Genomic DNA, 17852 nt, shown 5'->3' on the forward strand with positions numbered 1-17852 from the left:
AGTGGTGGATTCGTGCAGCGCCAACACCGGCGTGGCCGTGCAGACCATCAATGTACCGGCAGGGTGCTAGAAAAGTGGGCTAGCTTACCTGTTTTGACCGCATTGCGCACGACCAGCAGGAGGAATTGTGAACAGCAAGCCGTCACCTGACTGACGACTTGCTCCACCGGGCAAGTGCCCATATTCAATAGACATCGCGGCGATAACGGCCCTGCACATCCAGCGCATCGACCTGATCATCTCCCAGTACAGCACGCAGTACCTGATCAACAGCGCTGGCCATACCGGCACGACTGCCACACAGATAAATCATCGCGCCCTGTTGCAGCCAGTGCTGCAGTTCTTGCTGCTGTTGTTCCAGCACCTGCTGCACATACCCCCGGGTCAGATACCCTGCCTGTAACTCTCCGTCAATGTCGCGGGAGAACGCCAAATCCAGACGCCCCAGCAAACCTTGCGCTTGCCATTGCTGCAGCTCTGTCTGCCAGAGCGCATCGTGAGCCAGGGTACGTTCACCAAAGATCAGCCAATGCCGGGCCGTTGAACTCCGTTCAAAGCGCTGCTGCAGATGCGCCCGCAGTCCGGCCAGCCCGGTGCCATTACCAATCAGAATCAGCGGGACATCGGTATCCGGGGCATGGAAACCAGTGTTCTCAATAACCTGTAAACGCGCTGCTGCCTGCAATGGCAATTGTGTACATAAAAAGCCGCTGCCCAGTCCGGGCTGACCATCAGCCTGGAACTGCTCCCGTACCAGCAACCGCAGATGCCCTTCCGATGGCGTGCTGGCGATGGTGTAATCGCGGCTTTGTATTTTGCCTGCCGCATCATCCAGACTCAGCCGGGCGATATCTCCGGCTTGCCAGACGTCGGAGCATTGAAAATCCAGTTCGAACACCCGATGACCGGGGCTGCCGTGATTCAGACACTGTCGCCGTAACAAGACACTTGCCGTATGCGCCGGCTTGGCGGATAACGGCCCAGCAGCGGCGGCTGTCGAAATACCGTCGGTCTCTGTGATGGCAGTCGTATCGCCCCATAAACCGGCACTCAGACCGGTATAATCCGGCACCCTGTCGAGATGAGACTGCCAGCGCTGCAAATCGGCCGGAGCCAGATTATCCACCAGCACCGGCTCAAACAATCGCTCGGCCCCTGCTGTCTGCAAGGCATCGCTGACAGCCACCCCAAACGCACAGAATTCCGGGTAGGCACGGTCTCCCAGCGCCAGAACGGCAACCCGACACGTCCAGCGCTCATGGTCAGAGCGCGGGTCTTGCAACCGGGACAAAAACCGGTTGCCATTATCCGGGGCTTCTCCTTCTCCGGTGGTGCTGATAAAGAGAAAGATATCCCGACCGTGCGGCGATGAGGACGACAACGGTGCCTGAGTCAGCTGATTCAGGGTTAGCAGGTGAGCAGCACGACCCTGGTGCTGCAATCGCTGTTGCCACTGTTCCGCCAGCGAGCGGGCATGACCGCTTTCACTGGCGTAGACACACAATGGCCCACCGACACCATCGGCGTCAGCAGGTGTAACCCCCCAGCCGAGCCGGTGCCGATAACACCAGCCCGTCAACAGCAACCAGGCCAGCACCAGTACAATGGCTTGCAGTTCCGCCATCCCGATGTAACTCATCAGTCCGGCAGTACCTCAAAGACACCCACGTAGCTGCCGGTACGTTCGGTAGCCGGTTTTTTGGCGTCGTCGTCCTTGTATTCCGCTTCCAGGAAGTAGCGACCCGGGGCAGGCCAGTCAATCTGGATATTACCCTGGCGACTGGTGGTCAGCTCGATGGCTTCCTGATCGTTGCGGTAGCGGGAACCTTCACGAATCAGGGTGACTTTTGCGCCTTTGGCGGGCTTGCCGTCAATCAGAAACTGGAACGTCGCGTCTTCCCCAACGTACAGGTCTGTCGGATGTGTGACCGGCTTCATTTCAAAGCCCTGGCCAGTCACCTTGTTGGCATTGTCGGAGGGTTCGCCAGCAGTCACAAAGGTTTCCAGGCGGCGGGAGTATTGGCTTACTTTCAGGTTTTTGGCGTTTTTGGGGACGTTCTTGTCAAAACCTTCCTGGGTGTAGTCTTCACCTCGCCCTGGGTAAGAGCCTCGCTTGCCATCACTTTTTTCCCAGCGCGCACGCAGACCTTGTGAGGCGATAAAGACCCGGTACGTGCCTTCTTGCTTCAGGGTCAGATCGAAGGTGCTGCGGTAGCGGGCTTTGGCGGCGTTTTCCGGCTCCACCATGCTGCCATCGGGTGCGGTGATACGAACGCTCTTAACGTTCAGGGCAAAATGGTCAAAATTGAAGATTTCGTTGGAGACAGCAGCATCAAACGCCACCACCGGCTCTTCTCCGGACAAGACCGTCACATCCGGCAAGATCCAGGCACGGTGCGCATTGACCTGCATCGACATCAGGGTCGCACCGGCCAAAACGGCAGCGCTCAATAATTTCAGTGGTTTCATACACGTATTCCTTTATCAAATGATGGGTTGGCAAGGATCAGGGCTGGATACTGAGGACAACGTCGCCCAGCTCCTTGGAGCCATTGGCGGTGGCACTGAAGCTGCCGTCCACCGGCCATTGAAACGGGATGCTCAGCAGTTCACGTCCGCCCACTTCCCGAGCGGCTTCCACACGTAGCTGGTAATTACCCGCTGGCAAGTCCGCCAACCGGGCCTGATTGCTACGAAAAGAAAGGTCGTACTGGCCTGGGCCACGGGTGGCACTGGTGATGCCGTCGACGGGCATATCCAGCGAACGGCCGCTTTTGCGCCACCACTGGCGCATGTCTTTCAGCCACTTGTTACCTTCGTTATCCGCCATGTCGGCGTCGTACCAGACGTCCAGGTTGGTCACTGCGCGGGTGTCCTTGTTTTCCAGCCAGATCGCAACATAGGGCTTGTGGTATTCCGCGACCTTGAGGTCAGGCAGTTCAATACCGATGCGCAACTCGGTAGCGCTTGCCTGACTGGCCAGCACACTGGCTGCCAGAACCAGCAAGCATTTTTTACCCGGTAACATACAGACTCCTTATATGGTGTGTTCATGAGCCATCCGCCAAGGATGGCGCGTTACAGATTTAATGGATGGTCAGTAAAACCAGCAGCAGAGGTATCACCAGTCCCAGCGACACCATCGGCCAGGTTCCCGGCCGCTGGCGGGCATATCGCACCAGCAACCAGCAGCCACTCAGAGAAAAAACAATGCAACTGACCGAAAACACATCCAGAAACCAGCTCCACGCCACTCCGGTATTACGGCCTTTGTGCAAATCGTTCAGAAACGAGATTGGCCCACGGTCGGTCTTTTCGTAAATCAGCCAGCCGGATTCCAGATCCAGGCTCAGCCAGGCATCACCGCCCGGTCGCGGCATACCGAGGTAGACTTCAAGATCGTCCCATTCGGCATCCAGTGCCGGAATACTCAGATCGTGGTTTTGCTGCAGCCATTGCCGCACCGACAAGGGCAAGGGGCCGTCTGAACGCTGTGCCAGTATCTCCAGCAAGCCGGGCGACAAGGTGGTTTCGATGGTGGTAACCACGGCTTCGGCAGGAATATGGCGGGCGTTGTTCAAGGTGATGCCAGTGATGGCGAACAGCAGCATGCCAACCAGACACAAGGCGGAGCTGACCCAATGCCATTGGCGCAAGGTCGCCAACGACACGGATTTCCAACGGGTGGCTACTGGAGTTGCAGAATTTGCTGCCGGGGGCGCCGCAGACATGGTGTCCCTGTTTGTTATGGTCAAGTGGATGAATCAGACGATGAACACGTAATACACGGCGCCAACGGTCCTTTTTGTGGCGACAGAGTGTGTCTCAGTTAGTTACAAATCTACAATTGAAAATATTAATGAGAAACAGTATCAGTGCGTTTTGTAGGTATAAAAGGCAGACCGATATGCCAGGAGCAGGCCATAGGTACAGGTACAGCACAGGAACAGTGCCGGGAATAACAGAAAAAATCAGAGAACGGCTAGATCACCTGCGCAACAGCCTGCCATCAGTGAATGCAGGGCGGTTACTGCAGGACACAGCATAAGATGTGGTTAATGCAAGACGCGGTTAATGCAATACAGGCAAAGGCTGGATTTCATTCACATCCAGATGCACAGCCAGGATACTGACCAGTGATGGCAGTGACAGGTTTTCAAACACGTCGTACACCGGATTGGCTTCCGATGACTCGGGGTACTCCAGATGAACGCCATAACGACCTGGCGCCTGACCCAGGGTATACAGGTAAGCGCGCATTTCCGGTTCGTCCAGATCACAAATATACACCGCTCGCAGATCGGTCAGGATGCGTTCGTCAATCGCAAACCCATCCTCCCCCAGCTGTTCTGTCAGCAGCAGCAACAGGTGCTTGATATCCTGATCCTTGTCCATCGCCCAGATATTCAATTCGCCGACCCGGATACCTGCCGGGTCGGTCTGCATGGTGGTTTTCATAATCAGCTTGCCACTTGCAGCTCCTGCCAGCGCAGGTAGCCTCCACCAAGGTTATAAACCTGTTTGAAACCGAAGCCGCCAAACAGCTCACACAGGTTTTCACTGCGATGACCCGAGTAGCAATAAATCAGGATCGGTCGTTGCTTGTCGCCCTTGCGCACCAGACTTTCGATCAGGCTGTCGTGGGCATGCAAGGCCCCTTCAAGATGATGGCTGCGATAGTCGCCAACATCGCGACAATCGAGCAGCAACAGATCGGGCTTGTCGAGCAGATTCTGGATGTCTTCACACAGAATCATTTTGACGGGATCGGTCATCAGTGCGTCTCCACTAACCGGCTGATCATGGAGTCGTAGGACTGGTGATCAAACTCGATATGTTCACGCGAAAAGAAGTCGGCGGCGTTTTCGACCGCATCCTGAATCGCCGCCAGTACATAGGCCTGACAGTGACGGGACCCAACCATATGCGCAGGGACCGAGGATTCGATCCGCAAACGCCGATTGGTGCGGTCAAATGAATGAAAACGCATCCCCCGAAACGGCGGTACATCGGTGCTGCCCGGCACCAGAAAGTAGAGATCCAGATGAGGATCTTCCGTGTTGGTCTGACGCCCGCTCATACTTGTCAGTTTTGCTGCAACCCTTGTCAGCGCCCCGACAAACGGGCTGTCTGATAACCCGCTTTCTGGCAAATATGCCCCGCAATACAGTGTCATAACGGCAGTCTCCCTAGTCAATTGCCAACTCACAAAGAGGTATTGCAAAGAGTCTGCCAGCTTGCTGGGCCTGCCTCACAGAAGGGCTATTGGCCGCTATGATTCGGTTACCCTTGCTCGTGAGCCGGGAAGCCAGCCTCATGTAACGCCGCGATCAACTCGGCTGCCGCGACCCGGGCATTGGTTTCTACCAGCCCGCTTGCCAGCGACACCTGGACTTCAGACTGATCATCCAGTCCAGTAATAATGCGGGTAACCGCGTTAACACAGCCACTGCACGTCATGCCTTCGACACTGAGTTTCATCATGATGACTCCTGTTTTATCGGCGGGTATCTGTGCTCCGCCGCGGTGATTTTAATGTGGGTTCTGATGCTATGTTGATGATTCAACACCGCTTTCATATGAGCCCTGTCCCCATGACAAGGTCAATACAACCGCAACGCCAAATACCATTCTATTGATCTGGCTCGATGGACAGGGTACAGGCTGACGGATTTATCCTGATTCGGTTTACCTTGCCATAATGGGAAGGTTTACCCTGTCCCTCTCGTCGCCGCTGATTAACTGGCACCGCCAACACTGACGCTTTATTCGACCTGACAACCTGACAAGGAGATGCCATGTCTGCCATTGCTACCACCAGCCCAGCCACCGACCCAACCGTGGCTCTCGCAGAACACACAGTGCAGCTGCGTATCGATGGCATGACCTGCGCCTCCTGCGCTGCCAGAGTGCAAAAAGCACTGCTCCACGTCGACGGTGTCGAAGACGCCAACGTTAATCTGGCGACGGAAACCGCCACCGTAACAGCCAGACCAGCACCCGCCGGATCATCGACACCCCCCCAGGCCAGCCTGTCGGTACAGGCCCTGATGGACGCCATCACCCTCGCCGGGTACAAAGTGCATCTGCCGCCCCCCATAGAATTGGCCATCGAAGGCATGACCTGTGCGTCCTGCTCCGGTCGTATCGAACGACAACTCAATCTGCAGGCTGGCGTCATCAAGGCCGAGGTTAATCTGAGTACGGAACAGGCACGCATCCAATGTCTGCCCGGCACCACCGCCGAACACCTGATCACCGTGATCGACAAAGCCGGTTTTGGCGCCCGCGCCATCAGCAGCGCCGAACCCGCTGGGCAAGCGTCGCTGGACACCCAGGCCAAGCGCAACGCCGAAGCCAGAATATACCAGCGCGACTTCTGGCTGGCCGTGGCCCTGACCTTGCCAGTGTTTATGCTGGCCATGGGAGGCCATTTGGTGCCAGTGCTGCAGCAGTGGCTTATGACCGTTCTGGGCCAACACACCAACTGGCTGATACAAGGCGCGTTGACCACGCTGGTGCTGCTAGGTCCGGGACGAGGATTTTATCTGCGGGGCATTCCCGCCCTGCTGCATGCCGCACCCGATATGAATTCATTGGTGGCGGTCGGTACGCTGGCAGCCTGGGGGTTCTCCACCATCGCCACACTGGCACCCGGCTTGCTGCCACACGGCACCGTGCACGTGTATTACGAAGCCGCGGCGGTAATCGTCACGCTGATTCTGCTGGGGCGTTTGCTGGAGGCCCGGGCCAAGGGGAAAACCTCCGCCGCCATTCGCCACCTGATGGGACTGCAGCCCCAGACAGCACGGGTACAGCGTAATGGCCAGCGGGTCACAATCGCCCTCGCCGATGTAGTAGCGGGAGATCGTATCGAACTGCGGCCCGGTGAGCGCATCCCGGTGGATGGCAAAGTAGTGGCAGGAGACAGCTATGTCGACGAATCCATGCTGACAGGAGAGCCGGTAGCCGTTCACCGTCAACCCGGCGACAGCGTTACCGGTGGCACCCTGAACCAGTCCGGTGCCCTGACCCTGCAGGCAACCGCCGTTGGAGAACACAGCGTACTGGCGCAGATTATTCGTATGGTCGAGCAGGCCCAGGGGGCCAAACTGCCGATTCAGGCCCTGGTCGACAAGGTCACACTCTGGTTTGTGCCTACCATTATGGCGCTGGCCTTGCTGACTTTTGGGGTATGGCTGATCTTTGGGCCTGAACCGGCATTAACCTTTGGCCTGGTCAACGCCATCGCGGTGCTGATTGTTGCCTGCCCTTGTGCCATGGGGCTGGCCACCCCCACCTCGCTGATGGTCGGCACCGGGCGCGGGGCGGCCATCGGTGTGTTATTCCGCAAAGGAGAGGCCCTGCAACAGTTACAGGATGTGGCGATGATTGCATGCGATAAAACCGGCACCCTGACTGAGGGCAAACCGGCGTTGACCGATTTCGACGTCACCCCGGATCTTGAAGCAGATTCTCTGCTGGCCATGATCGCGGCGGTTGAACAACACTCCGAACACCCCATTGCCCGCGCCATTGAAGATGCCGCGCAGCAACGACAACTGAACCTGCCGACCTGCTCCGACTTCGCCTCGCTTGCGGGCTTGGGGGTAACCGCCAGGGTGATGACAGACGTCACGCAAAATAAACAGATGCAGACCATTGCACTGGGATCGGATCGACTGATGCAACAACTCGGCATCGATATTCGCCCGCTGGCCCATACCGCTGCCCGACTCGGCCAGGAAGGCAAAACGCCACTGTATGTGGCGTTGGCAGGCCAACTCGCCGCCATTATCGCCGTCTCTGACCCGATCAAGGCCAGCACCCCCGCCGCCATTGCCGGTTTGCACCAGCTGGGTCTCAAGGTGGTAATGATTACCGGCGACAACCACCACACCGCCGCGGCCATTGCACAGACACTGGGGATCGATCAGGTGATTGCCGAGGTATTACCCAGCGGCAAGGTCGACGCCTTGCAACAGCTCAAGAACAAACTCCCGACAGGCCAACAATTGCTCTTTGTTGGTGACGGCATCAACGATGCCCCGGCACTGGCCGCCGCCGATATCGGCATGGCGATTGGAACAGGCACCGACGTCGCCATTGAAGCCGCCGACGTGGTACTGATGTCGGGTAACCTTAACGGTGCCCGCACGGCTATTGCCCTGAGCAAGGCCACCATGACCAATATTCGCCAGAACCTGTTCTGGGCTTTTGCCTACAACGCAGCTCTGGTGCCATTGGCGGCCGGGGTGTTTTATCCATCCTTCGGTTGGTTGTTATCCCCCGCCGTTGCGGCCGCAGCCATGGCCATGTCGTCGGTGTTTGTTATTGGCAATGCCTTGCGACTTAACCGTGTCCGTCTGGCCTGATCACGGTGATCTTCCAGACAACAATGGCTCCTTCACACGGTTGACCCTTCACACGGTTGACCCTTCACACGATTGTCCCACAAGAGAGGAGACCAGCATGAACATTGGAGCCGCCGCCCGCGCCTCAGGCATCAGTGCCAAAATGCTGCGCTATTACGAGAATATTGGCCTGATCCAGCCTGCGGGACGCAGCGCTGCAGGCTATCGCCAGTACTCCTCGGCCGATATTCATACACTGAGGTTTATCCGTCGCGCCCGGGATATGGGATTTTCGATTAAAAAAACCGGAGAACTGCTGGCCCTGTGGCAAGACCAGTCTCGCCACAGCGAAGACGTCAAACGCCTGGCCACCGAACATATTGACGTGCTGAATCACACCATTACAGAGCTGCAAGCCATGGTCAGCAGCTTGCAATCGCTGCTGCAAGGCTGTGCCGGTGACGATCGCCCGGACTGTCCGATTCTGGAAGAAATCGCCAATCCTCAGCCGCAGAAATAACTGGCGATATCAATAACAGCCAGTTCAGCACAACCGGTACAAGCGTCAGTGCACCACTCAATGCTCAGTCATGCCATTCTGGACATTTTCGTCCGGTTGATGTGCCCTTGCCTGCGACGGATCAAATTCGCAATGCCTTCCCGTTTTAGCATAACGCCATTAACCGGAGGAACTCCCATGACAGACACCCTGATCGCTGTTGCCGTACAAGACAACGGCAGCGTATCTCCCCACGCTGGCCGAGCAGCACACTGGCATGTCTATGCCATCTCACAGGGCCAGCCCGAACTGGTCTGGAACCTGACCTTGTCACCAGCAGGCAGCTTGCATGAATGGCATGTCCGCGGTGACGGTAACCGGCACCCATTACACGAGGTGGATATTGCGATTTGCGGATCGGCCGGGGAAGGTGTCACCCGGAGGCTGGCTGAACGCCACACGACTCTGGTGGCGACGTCGGAATCTGACCCGGTCACGGCAGTCATCGCTTATCTCAACAGCAACCTTGCCCCCGGCCGCCCTCATGAAGAACTGCCGTGCCTCGATCCCGAGCATCGCCAGGCAGTCAGCGGCCGCTAAACTCCTGACTTCAGCCGCTGTTTAAAGGCATCCAACAGCGCCGGGCTGTATTCATCAACGGATACGGTCAATTGCCGCTCTGCCAGAGTGGCTTCCAGTTCGATGATTTTCTCTTGCAACTCTGGCAGCGTCAGGGTGTTGTCTTCGGCGGTGTACAACAGCTTGGCGCCGCGCAAGTTAAAGTTCTGAATCACAAATGCCTCACGATCGCCATCAGCCAACGCCTGTTCTATCAGCTTGCTGCTGCGATAAATCCGGTTCAGCTCCTGCTTCAGGCGCCACAGGTACACCACGTCCGCCATCCAGGGTTTGTCCTTGATGATATTAAAGACCAACCCGACCAGCCCCGCAGCCGTGGCGACAGCCAGCGCATTTAACCAGGTGCTGGACTCACCATTGGCCCATAACCCCCGATACAGTTCAGAGAACAGTAGCGCCAGTACCAGCAAGGCCACCACCGCGCCTCCCTGCACTTGATTAAGACGTTTTTTGTAGCTGCTTTTATCTATGGGACGCAACTGCACAATCATCCTTCCTGTATCGATAAAAAGAAGCCGCAGCATAAAACAGAATGGGTTGTTAAGCAGGTAACGGCATAAAAAAAGCCTGACGGGGATAACCACATCAGGCTTTGGGTATCGACTGGTTGATTGACCAGCTGATGGCCTAGCGCATGGGTGGCATACCGCCACCACCGCCAAAGCCCGGTGGCAAGCCGCCACCCGGACCGCCCATACCGCCGCCACCCATACCACCCATGGCGCGCATCATTTTTTTCATGCCACCTTTGGCGGTGACTTTTTTCATCATTTTCTGCATTTGCTTGTGCTGTTTCAGCACCCGGTTAACGTCCTGGATCTGGGAGCCAGAGCCGTTGGCAATACGTTTTTTACGGGAACCGTTGATCTTGTCCGGGAAACGGCGCTCGTCCAGCGTCATGGAAAAAATAATCGCTTCCATCTGCTTGAACTGGCTTTCAGCGGCGGTGGTTTGTTTCGCCATCTGGTTCATGTTGCCCATACCCGGCAACTTGTCGAGCATACCGGTCAGGCCACCCATATTTTTCATTTGCTGCAACTGGTCGAGGAAGTCTTCAAGATCGAAGCCTTTGCCTTTTTGCAGTTTTTTCGCCAGCTTGTCGGCCTTGGCCTTGTCGATATTACGTTCGGCTTCCTCGATCAGGGTCAGTACGTCACCCAGGTCGAGAATACGGGAAGCAACACGATCGGGATGGAAAGGCTCCAGCGCGTCGGTCTTCTCACCCATCCCCATAAACTTGATCGGTTTGCCGGTAATATGACGCACCGACAGGGCCGCACCACCACGCGCATCACCGTCTGCCTTGGTCAGTACCACCCCGGTCAATGGCAAGGCTTCACTGAAGGCCTTGGCGGTGTTGGCAGCATCCTGACCCGTCATGGCATCAACCACAAACAGGGTTTCGATCGGGTTGATTCCGGCGTGGAGTTCCTTGATCTCGGCCATCATGGCATCGTCGACCGCCAGACGTCCGGCGGTATCCACCAGCAGCACATCAGCGTGGGCCTTTTTCGCCGCGTCGATCGCACCGCGGGCAATGACCAAAGGTTTCTGGCTGATATCAGACGGGTAAAACAGCGCCCCGACTTCGTTGGCAAGGGTTTCCAGCTGTTTGATGGCGGCCGGACGATACACGTCGGCAGAGACCACCATGACTTTTTTCTTTTCACGCTCGGCCAGATATTTGGCCAACTTGGCGACGGTGGTGGTTTTACCCGCACCTTGCAGACCGGCCATCAGCACAACAGCCGGAGGCTGGGTCGCCAGGTTCAGCTTTTCGTTGGCTTCACCCATGACGCTTTGCAGCTCTTCATGGACAATTTTCAGAAAGACCTGACCCGGATTCAGGCTTTTCAGCACCTCGGTGCCAATGGCGCGCTCTTTAACCTGATCGGTAAAGGCTTTCACCACGGGCAAGGCCACGTCGGCCTCCAACAGCGCCATGCGAACTTCACGCACAGTGCCTTTGATGTTTTCTTCGGTTAACTTGGCCTGGCCGGAAATGCTTTTAAGGGCTTTGCCAAGTCGGTCGGTCAAACTTTCGAACATAATGACAACTCGTATGCTGGTACGTCTGGCCGGGACTGGATAACCGGACCGGCGCTTCGTTTGCGAAAAATAGCCTTGAGAGGACATCGATTTAATCTTGCACGGCTCTGCGCGAGTGTTGCCGTTGTTCAGGGGCTGCCGGATGATCTCGACTCGGTGTCGCCGACTTTTGACTTGACCCGTCAGGCCTGCAAGTCGGCTTCGTGATTCGAAACCATCCAGTGGCCCAGAGTGAGCACCGGATTAAATAGATGTCCCCCCGAGTATACCCTCTTTAAAGGCGGTTATCTTCACACCCTTGGGCGAATTCGTCACAGTCGACGTTACCCGAACCATACCCGTTGGTGGCAAGCTCGACACCAGCGCCGACCAGGCAAAGCCGATTGCCTGGCTACCGGGGTTCTGGCAACCAATCAAACGCGGCCGCGGGAACTCATGCCATCGCCGCCACCTCTTGGGAGAGCAACACGATGTTTACGGCTTTTTCACCGGAATTACTGACTTTTTTGCAACAACTGCGAGAGAACAACAACAAGGCCTGGTTTCAACAACACAAGGCCGAATACGAACAGCAGGTGCGAGGCCCGGCGCTGGCGTTTATCGCGGCGATGGAAATGGAAGTTCGTGCCATCTCTCCGTATTACACCGCAGTGGCCAAAAAAGTGGGCGGATCGTTAATGCGGCCGTACCGGGATACCCGTTTTTCGAAGGACAAAACGCCGTACAAGCTGAATGTCGGCATCCAGTTTCGCCACGAATCAAGCAAGGATGTCCATGCGCCGGGGTTTTACCTGCACATTGAACCGGACGAGGTATTTATCGGCGTGGGTGTCTGGCACCCGGATTCGCCCTCACTGGGCAGGATTCGCGACGCGCTGGCAGAACGACCGGCCCATTATCTGGATGCCATGGCGAACGATGATTTCCAGCAATACTTTCAGTTGGCGGGTGACCGCCTGATCCGGCCACCCCGGGGTTACGACAAGGAACATCCGCACATTGAGGAAATCAAGCGCAAGGATTTTATTGCCCTGACTACATTAGACCCGGCCATGCTGTTTCAGGCCGACTTTTGCGATCAGGTCGCCCGGCGCTTTCGGGCTGCCAGTCCATTTCAGGGCTGGCTCTGCGATGCCCTTGGGTTGAGATACTGAAGTAACACGCCAGCAGAATAATCCCGATGGAACGAGCCGCCGCTCTTGACCGGCATGCCAATTGCTCCCCAACGGGGTTATCTCGGCATGGCATCTGCTTTGCGAAGCGGAAGCCATGTGCGACACTGGACGCGTCTTTTTGGAAACCTGTTTATGTCCGAATTTTTTGTTGCCCTTCCTGCGGCTGCCCTGTATCTGTTTTCTGCCTTCCGCCAGTGGCAAACCATTCGTGGTGATCGCCCGGCCAATCGTAATATGGTGCTCACCCTGGCCATGCTGGCCTCTCTCACCCATATGGGTGTACTGGTGTTCAGTGCCGCCACCAACAGTAGCGACCAGTCCGGAATCAATTTCGCCTTTTATGACATTGGCTCTGTAATCGGTCTGCTTATTACCTTGCTGTTGCTGTTTTCCAGTCTGAAAAAACCGGTAGAGAATCTGTTTGTCGGGTTATTCCCGATGATTGTGATAGTGCTGCTGGTGTCATCGCTGTCCCAGCGCCACGAGTCTTTACAGCATCTCAGCTACGGTCTGGTCTGGCATATCATGCTCTCGATGCTGGCATACAGCGTGTTTGTGATTGCGGCAGTGCAGTCGATCCTGCTGTCCTTGCAGGACCGTCACTTGCGCAAGCACAAGACCCACGGCCTGATCCAGGCCTTGCCACCGCTACAGACCATGGATGTGCTGCTGTTTGAGATGATCTGGCTGGGTATGATTCTACTGACCATGGCGTTTGCCATTGGCTGGCCGAGTGTGGTGGATCTGAAAGAGCAGCATCTGATTCACAAGGTCGCTTTTGCCTCGATTGGCTGGTCGGTATTTGCCTTGCTGCTGTTTGGTCGTTATCGCTTTGGCTGGCGTGGTGTCACAGCCAGCCGCTGGACGTTAATCGGTACCGGTTTTCTGGTGCTGTCCTACTTCGGTTCCAAGTTTGTGCTGGAAGTACTGATCGATCGATAAAACCAGCAATCAGCGGCGCTGGTTCAGTAACTGCAAATAGTCACAGATACTGGCCATCAGCCCCTGATACACCCAGAAAGCATCCTCACCATCGGATTTTTTCAGTTCGGCAATGCCATTCAGCCAGCGACTCAGGCGTTTCATCACGGTTTCGATACTCATCACCAGCCAGGCGTCATTGGCGATGAACTTGTCGACGATGTAATCCAGCCGGTCAAACGTGTGCTTCAGCAGTGGATAGCGGGTATTGAATACCTTGCTTTGCTGTATCTCGATAAAGTGCTCGTAGGCGTCGTCACAGTAGTGTCTGGGCTTGCTGGCTTCCGCCAGATACCCAGCCTGATAGGTGGCCATCAACGAATCAAAGCCTGCCTCAAAAGCGGCCACTGAGTTAAGTGCCACAAAGGGAGACAGGATGTCGCCGACAAAATCGTAGACCTTCAATACATCCTGCACCATCGCCTCAAAGGTCTGTGAAAAGTCGCTACCCGGCACATGGCCAGCCACCGTACGGTGAATTTCCAGCCATTCCGCCCGGGTAACAGACACGACTGCCAATTCTTTCAGAATAGTCAGCTCATTATTCATCGCCTTTCTCCACTTGTCAGGCTGTCGTCAAATCAGCAATCGCTGCAATGCAGGCGTTATCCTTGACGGCGTGCAGGGCGTTGTCGAACAACATCTGATCTCCAAATAACGCACTTTTGGCAATGATCTGGCCTTGGGTGTCCTTGATAACAAAAAAGGTCTCACCTGCAGGGGTTCGGCCTGCTGCAATCTGATGTCCCATCAACGAACCCAGCTGCACGTCCTTGATTCCTTGTTCGGCCTCGGCTTTGGTCGGGTAATCACCGCCCAACAGCAGTGAGTGGCCACGACTACTGAGCAGTTCAAACGTAAATGCCTGGCTGATCGTCGTTTTCAGTTCAAATGTCGCTGACATAACTGGCTCCTGTAGCGTCTGACGCTATGCTTTGAATGAAGGTGTCCTTGATACGTCAGCAAGCCAGGGGCCAGGGTAAAAACCGCCCTTTTGACCTCTTTGCCCAGGGTTTCGTAGGCTTTTTTGTCATCAACCCGACAAGGCTGTCAGAAACACTCTGATACTTTGTCAATGCTGAACATCAGGCATCACATTGATTTCATGTGTCATTATCGATTTTCTTGAACTATGCAAGGCACATCAATCCAAAGGCAGGCATGGCGACGGGTACAACATCAGCCAATAAACAAGAGAGGAGGGGAAATCATGGAGTTAGCGAATTTATTGGTGTTTTTATTCATTGGCGCGACTGCCGGATGGCTGATCAGTACGCTAAAAAAAGAAGGTGGCTTCAGGATTATTGTCAATCTGATAATTGGTATTGTCGGGGCGTTTATTGGTGGTCTTGTCTTTGCGCTCACCGACCTTGCCGCCATTGGTTTTATTGGTTCGGCCCTGATGGCAACGGTCGGGGCATTACTCTTGCTGTACATTGGTGACGTCATGCAAAAGCCCGATCCGTAAAAGGATCAGGCCAACCTCTGCCGGAAGCAATATTGGGTTCCTTGTGTCAGCTGTCAGCGAGTGCCTTGATATGGTCTGCGTAACGCTCGGCAAACGGCATAAAGTCTTCACACTGTTCATCGCTGCACAAAATATCGCCGCTCTTGATGTCATACACCCAGCCATGCAGATAAATCTTTTTGGCGGCCACCTTGGCGGCCACACAAGGATGCGTCCGAATATGGGCGACCTGCTGCAAAACGTTCTGGCTGATGGCCTCATTCAGATAACAGGTGTCTACCGGTGTATTCCAGGCGATGCCATGACGCTCACGCACAATATCCATGGCGGAACGGCAGTGCCCCAGCCATTCTTTTACGTGTGGTAAACCCTGATCCTTGATCGCCTGAATATCCAGCGCCCCCTTGATCGCGCCGCAGTCGGTATGGCCACAGATAATCACATGGCGCACCCCGAGTACCGCAACAGCGTATTCAATGGAAGCCGTCATCCCCCCGGTGAAGTTCGAGGGTGGCGGCACAATGTTGCCGGCGTTGCGGCAAATAAACAGGTCGCCAGGTTCTGAACCGGTGACCAGGTTAGGATCAATGCGGGAATCAGAACAGGTAATAAACAGGACATCCGGGCTTTGGCCATCGGCCAGCTCACCAAACAAATCTTTATTTTTCGGGTAGATGTTTTGCTGAAAATTCAGCACACCCTGCACCAGTTTTTTCATCTCTCTTCCTCAAAATGCCATCAAGCGGTTGTTCCGATTTATAAGCCGGGAGATTACGTCACCCGCGTAATCAACACATCTCTTTTGATGTGAATCATCGGAGTCATTCCATCAGCATGGTGAGTTGGGTAGCAGATTGCCGGTGTGCGTAAACGAAGTGGCTCAGCCGATCTCGATCAGCACTTCGCCGGGAGTGACGCGATCCCCTTTGGTGACATAAACCGCCTGGATCACACCGGCGATATTGGCGCTGATTTCAGTTTCCATTTTCATGGCTTCTGCCACCATAACTGCCTGACCGGCTTTGACGGTATCGCCTTCCTTGACCAGCACATCCACCACATTACCTGGCATGGTGGCCGTGACGTGACCGGGTTCCGTTGCGCGTTTACGGCCTTTGCTGGCACCGTCATCAACATATTCATTTAACGGTTCAAAGATCACTTCTTGTGGCACGCCGTCCATACTGAGATAGATCTTGCGCTTGCCAGCCCCAAAATCACCAACGCCGGTGACTGCGATATCGTAGCTTTCTCCGTGCACATCGATAACGAACTCGGTGGCCACACCCATTTTGCTTTTGCTGTCGACATCCGCCGCCAGCAGCGCTTCGGGCATCAATGTACCGGCAGCACGCTGCTGCAGGAATTCACGCCCCAGATCCGGGAACATGGCAAAGGTCAGTACGTCTTCGTCATTAAGGGCCAACTCGCCGATATCGGCTTTCAGGCGCGCCATTTCGGCATCCAGCAAATCCGCCGGACGGGTTTCAATAATACCTTCCGTACCAATCGCTTGCTGTTGCAGTTCGGCGTTCACGGCCGCCGGTGCCTTGCCGTATCCCCCTTGCAGGTAACGTTTGACTTCGTTGGTGATGGTTTTGTAACGCTCCCCTGCCAACACGTTGTATACCGCCTGGGTGCCGACAATCTGAGAAGTCGGCGTCACCAGAGGAGGGAAGCCGAGGTCTTCACGTACCCGTGGAATTTCTGCAAATACATCGCGAATCCGGTCGAGGGCATTCTGTTCTTTCAACTGGTTGGCGAGGTTGGACATCATGCCCCCGGGCACCTGGTTGATTTGCACCGAGACATCTTCACGGGTGAACTCGGATTCAAACTGGTGGTATTTTTTGCGCACATCACGGAAGTAATCGGCGATCTCGCCCAGCCCTTCCAGATCCAGCCCGGTATCGTATTCGGTGCCTTTCAACGCGGCCACCTGTGATTCACAGGCCGGATGGCTGGTACCACTGGCAAAGGAAGAAATCGCGGTATCTATCCGGTCGACACCGGCTTCAATCGCTTTCATCTGACACAGCGGCGCCAGACCGGAAGTGCTGTGGCTGTGGATCACAATATCTACGTCCACCGCTTCTTTCAGCGCCTTGACCAGGTCATAAGTGCCATACGGTGTCAGCAGACCGGCCATGTCTTTAATGGCAACGGAGTCGGCTCCCATATTGACCAGGTCCTTGGCTTGCTGCACAAACAGATCCAGCGTGTGTACCGGGCTGGTGGTGTAACAGATAGTGCCCTGGGCGTGTTTGCCTGCGGCCTTGACCGCTTTCATCGCGGTTTCGAGGTTACGCAGGTCATTCAAGGCATCAAAAACCCGGAACACATCCATGCCGTTTGCTGCCGCTTTATGGACAAATGCCTCAACCACATCATCGGCGTAATGGCGGTAGCCGAGCAGGTTCTGGCCTCGCAGCAGCATTTGCAAACGGCTGTTGGGTAACGCCGCCCGCAGTTGGCGCAAGCGTTCCCAGGGGTCTTCTTTCAGAAAACGGACGCAAGCATCAAACGTTGCCCCACCCCAGACTTCCAGCGACCAGAATCCGGCTTGATCCATTTTTTCACAGATCGGCAGCATGTCTTCGGTACGCAGGCGGGTAGCAATCAGCGACTGGTGAGCATCACGCAGTGTGACGTCGGTTACCTGTACTGGCTTCTTGGTCATGTTCAAT

Annotated in this window: 20 protein-coding genes; 6 read left to right on the plus strand and 14 right to left on the minus strand. The window is 55.6% G+C overall.

The features are described 5' to 3' along the window. Positions 1–184: 184 nt before the first annotated feature. From Q8W32_RS07320 to Q8W32_RS07355, 8 genes are all read right to left on the minus strand, one after another. A complete protein-coding gene (locus Q8W32_RS07320; protein ID WP_305414352.1) occupies positions 185–1639 on the minus strand; it encodes an NADPH cytochrome P450 oxidoreductase family protein in 1455 nt (484 codons plus the stop codon). Then, entirely contained in the window at positions 1639–2469 is an 831-nt protein-coding gene (locus Q8W32_RS07325) for a DUF4198 domain-containing protein (protein ID WP_305414353.1), read from the minus strand. Before Q8W32_RS07325 ends, Q8W32_RS07320 begins: the two co-directional genes overlap by 1 nt. Before the next feature lie 37 nt (positions 2470–2506). Next, complete coding sequence (locus tag Q8W32_RS07330) at positions 2507–3028, minus strand: DUF2271 domain-containing protein (protein ID WP_305414354.1); 522 nt, start codon at positions 3026–3028, stop codon at positions 2507–2509. Positions 3029–3086: 58 nt separating this feature from the next. Further along, positions 3087–3731 carry a PepSY-associated TM helix domain-containing protein gene (locus Q8W32_RS07335; RefSeq protein ID WP_303432816.1) on the minus strand — a complete coding sequence of 215 codons (645 nt, stop codon included), beginning with the start codon at positions 3729–3731 and terminating at the stop codon, positions 3087–3089. Between the two features lie 340 nt (positions 3732–4071). Beyond that, entirely contained in the window at positions 4072–4458 is a 387-nt protein-coding gene (locus Q8W32_RS07340) for a hypothetical protein (RefSeq protein WP_303432815.1), read from the minus strand. Positions 4459–4460: 2 nt separating this feature from the next. Further along, the gene (locus Q8W32_RS07345) at positions 4461–4775 is read right to left on the minus strand and encodes a rhodanese-like domain-containing protein (protein WP_303432814.1); all 315 of its coding nucleotides are present in this window, start codon (positions 4773–4775) and stop codon (positions 4461–4463) included. Further along, positions 4775–5176, minus strand: a complete 402-nt coding sequence (locus Q8W32_RS07350) for a hypothetical protein (protein WP_303432813.1) — start codon at positions 5174–5176, stop codon at positions 4775–4777. The genes Q8W32_RS07345 and Q8W32_RS07350 overlap by 1 nt, the downstream gene beginning before the upstream one ends. Before the next feature lie 107 nt (positions 5177–5283). After that, the gene (locus Q8W32_RS07355; RefSeq protein ID WP_303432812.1) at positions 5284–5484 is read right to left on the minus strand and encodes a heavy-metal-associated domain-containing protein; all 201 of its coding nucleotides are present in this window, start codon (positions 5482–5484) and stop codon (positions 5284–5286) included. A gap of 314 nt (positions 5485–5798) precedes the next feature. On the opposite strand from Q8W32_RS07355, the gene Q8W32_RS07360 reads away from it, so the two are divergent. The 3 genes from Q8W32_RS07360 (at position 5799) to Q8W32_RS07370 (ending at position 9453) form a co-directional block, all read left to right on the plus strand. Next, on the plus strand, positions 5799–8375 hold the full coding sequence (locus tag Q8W32_RS07360; RefSeq protein ID WP_305414356.1) for a heavy metal translocating P-type ATPase: 2577 nt from the start codon (positions 5799–5801) through the stop codon (positions 8373–8375). A gap of 97 nt (positions 8376–8472) precedes the next feature. Next, positions 8473–8874 carry a Cu(I)-responsive transcriptional regulator gene (gene cueR / locus Q8W32_RS07365; RefSeq protein ID WP_303432810.1) on the plus strand — a complete coding sequence of 134 codons (402 nt, stop codon included), beginning with the start codon at positions 8473–8475 and terminating at the stop codon, positions 8872–8874. A 177-nt stretch (positions 8875–9051) separates the two neighbouring features. Continuing rightward, positions 9052–9453, plus strand: a complete 402-nt coding sequence (locus tag Q8W32_RS07370) for a NifB/NifX family molybdenum-iron cluster-binding protein (RefSeq protein ID WP_303432809.1) — start codon at positions 9052–9054, stop codon at positions 9451–9453. Here the strand turns inward: Q8W32_RS07370 and Q8W32_RS07375 are convergent. Beyond that, a complete protein-coding gene (locus Q8W32_RS07375; RefSeq protein ID WP_303432808.1) occupies positions 9450–9977 on the minus strand; it encodes a DUF3087 family protein in 528 nt (175 codons plus the stop codon). The genes Q8W32_RS07370 and Q8W32_RS07375 overlap by 4 nt on opposite strands. A 142-nt stretch (positions 9978–10119) precedes the next feature. Further along, positions 10120–11541 (minus strand): signal recognition particle protein, encoded by a 1422-nt coding sequence (gene ffh / locus Q8W32_RS07380; protein ID WP_303432806.1) that lies wholly within the window; start codon positions 11539–11541, stop codon positions 10120–10122. 470 nt (positions 11542–12011) lie between these two features. Here ffh and Q8W32_RS07385 point away from each other — a divergent pair, with 470 nt between their 5' ends. Further along, a complete protein-coding gene (locus tag Q8W32_RS07385) occupies positions 12012–12695 on the plus strand; it encodes a DUF2461 domain-containing protein (protein WP_305414358.1) in 684 nt (227 codons plus the stop codon). A 153-nt stretch (positions 12696–12848) separates the two neighbouring features. Continuing rightward, positions 12849–13658, plus strand: coding sequence for an inner membrane protein YpjD (locus Q8W32_RS07390; RefSeq protein ID WP_303432802.1), 810 nt, complete (start codon positions 12849–12851; stop codon positions 13656–13658). A 9-nt stretch (positions 13659–13667) separates the two neighbouring features. Here the strand turns inward: Q8W32_RS07390 and Q8W32_RS07395 are convergent, their stop codons facing one another. Further along, entirely contained in the window at positions 13668–14246 is a 579-nt protein-coding gene (locus tag Q8W32_RS07395) for a hypothetical protein (RefSeq protein WP_303432801.1), read from the minus strand. Positions 14247–14262: 16 nt separating this feature from the next. Next, complete coding sequence (locus Q8W32_RS07400; protein ID WP_305414360.1) at positions 14263–14601, minus strand: hypothetical protein; 339 nt, start codon at positions 14599–14601, stop codon at positions 14263–14265. Between the two features lie 306 nt (positions 14602–14907). Between Q8W32_RS07400 and Q8W32_RS07405 the strand changes: the two genes are divergently transcribed. Further along, positions 14908–15165 carry a GlsB/YeaQ/YmgE family stress response membrane protein gene (locus tag Q8W32_RS07405; RefSeq protein WP_303432799.1) on the plus strand — a complete coding sequence of 86 codons (258 nt, stop codon included), beginning with the start codon at positions 14908–14910 and terminating at the stop codon, positions 15163–15165. 46 nt (positions 15166–15211) lie between these two features. Here the strand turns inward: Q8W32_RS07405 and Q8W32_RS07410 are convergent, their stop codons facing one another. Further along, complete coding sequence (locus Q8W32_RS07410; protein ID WP_303432797.1) at positions 15212–15883, minus strand: carbonic anhydrase; 672 nt, start codon at positions 15881–15883, stop codon at positions 15212–15214. Between the two features lie 162 nt (positions 15884–16045). Next, a complete protein-coding gene (gene oadA / locus Q8W32_RS07415; protein WP_305414362.1) occupies positions 16046–17845 on the minus strand; it encodes a sodium-extruding oxaloacetate decarboxylase subunit alpha in 1800 nt (599 codons plus the stop codon). Between the last annotated feature and the right edge of the window lie 7 nt (positions 17846–17852).

It is taken from the genome of Oceanobacter sp. 3_MG-2023 (genome assembly GCF_030688925.1).
Classification (GTDB): domain Bacteria; phylum Pseudomonadota; class Gammaproteobacteria; order Pseudomonadales; family Oceanobacteraceae; genus Oceanobacter.

What these genes read in the sequence shown, in the direction of transcription:
- Q8W32_RS07320 (WP_305414352.1), bottom strand. Translation starts at nt 1,639, where the DNA reads ATGAGTTACATCGGGATGGCGGAACTGCAAGCCATTGTACTGGTGCTG.
- Q8W32_RS07325 (WP_305414353.1), bottom strand. Translation starts at nt 2,469, where the DNA reads ATGAAACCACTGAAATTATTGAGCGCTGCCGTTTTGGCCGGTGCGACC.
- Q8W32_RS07330 (WP_305414354.1), bottom strand. Translation starts at nt 3,028, where the DNA reads ATGTTACCGGGTAAAAAATGCTTGCTGGTTCTGGCAGCCAGTGTGCTG.
- Q8W32_RS07335 (WP_303432816.1), bottom strand. Translation starts at nt 3,731, where the DNA reads ATGTCTGCGGCGCCCCCGGCAGCAAATTCTGCAACTCCAGTAGCCACC.
- Q8W32_RS07340 (WP_303432815.1), bottom strand. Translation starts at nt 4,458, where the DNA reads ATGAAAACCACCATGCAGACCGACCCGGCAGGTATCCGGGTCGGCGAA.
- Q8W32_RS07345 (WP_303432814.1), bottom strand. Translation starts at nt 4,775, where the DNA reads ATGACCGATCCCGTCAAAATGATTCTGTGTGAAGACATCCAGAATCTG.
- Q8W32_RS07350 (WP_303432813.1), bottom strand. Translation starts at nt 5,176, where the DNA reads ATGACACTGTATTGCGGGGCATATTTGCCAGAAAGCGGGTTATCAGAC.
- Q8W32_RS07355 (WP_303432812.1), bottom strand. Translation starts at nt 5,484, where the DNA reads ATGATGAAACTCAGTGTCGAAGGCATGACGTGCAGTGGCTGTGTTAAC.
- Q8W32_RS07360 (WP_305414356.1), top strand. Translation starts at nt 5,799, where the DNA reads ATGTCTGCCATTGCTACCACCAGCCCAGCCACCGACCCAACCGTGGCT.
- cueR (WP_303432810.1), top strand. Translation starts at nt 8,473, where the DNA reads ATGAACATTGGAGCCGCCGCCCGCGCCTCAGGCATCAGTGCCAAAATG.
- Q8W32_RS07370 (WP_303432809.1), top strand. Translation starts at nt 9,052, where the DNA reads ATGACAGACACCCTGATCGCTGTTGCCGTACAAGACAACGGCAGCGTA.
- ffh (WP_303432806.1), bottom strand. Translation starts at nt 11,541, where the DNA reads ATGTTCGAAAGTTTGACCGACCGACTTGGCAAAGCCCTTAAAAGCATT.
- Q8W32_RS07385 (WP_305414358.1), top strand. Translation starts at nt 12,012, where the DNA reads ATGTTTACGGCTTTTTCACCGGAATTACTGACTTTTTTGCAACAACTG.
- Q8W32_RS07390 (WP_303432802.1), top strand. Translation starts at nt 12,849, where the DNA reads ATGTCCGAATTTTTTGTTGCCCTTCCTGCGGCTGCCCTGTATCTGTTT.
- Q8W32_RS07395 (WP_303432801.1), bottom strand. Translation starts at nt 14,246, where the DNA reads ATGAATAATGAGCTGACTATTCTGAAAGAATTGGCAGTCGTGTCTGTT.
- Q8W32_RS07400 (WP_305414360.1), bottom strand. Translation starts at nt 14,601, where the DNA reads ATGTCAGCGACATTTGAACTGAAAACGACGATCAGCCAGGCATTTACG.
- Q8W32_RS07405 (WP_303432799.1), top strand. Translation starts at nt 14,908, where the DNA reads ATGGAGTTAGCGAATTTATTGGTGTTTTTATTCATTGGCGCGACTGCC.
- Q8W32_RS07410 (WP_303432797.1), bottom strand. Translation starts at nt 15,883, where the DNA reads ATGAAAAAACTGGTGCAGGGTGTGCTGAATTTTCAGCAAAACATCTAC.
- oadA (WP_305414362.1), bottom strand. Translation starts at nt 17,845, where the DNA reads ATGACCAAGAAGCCAGTACAGGTAACCGACGTCACACTGCGTGATGCT.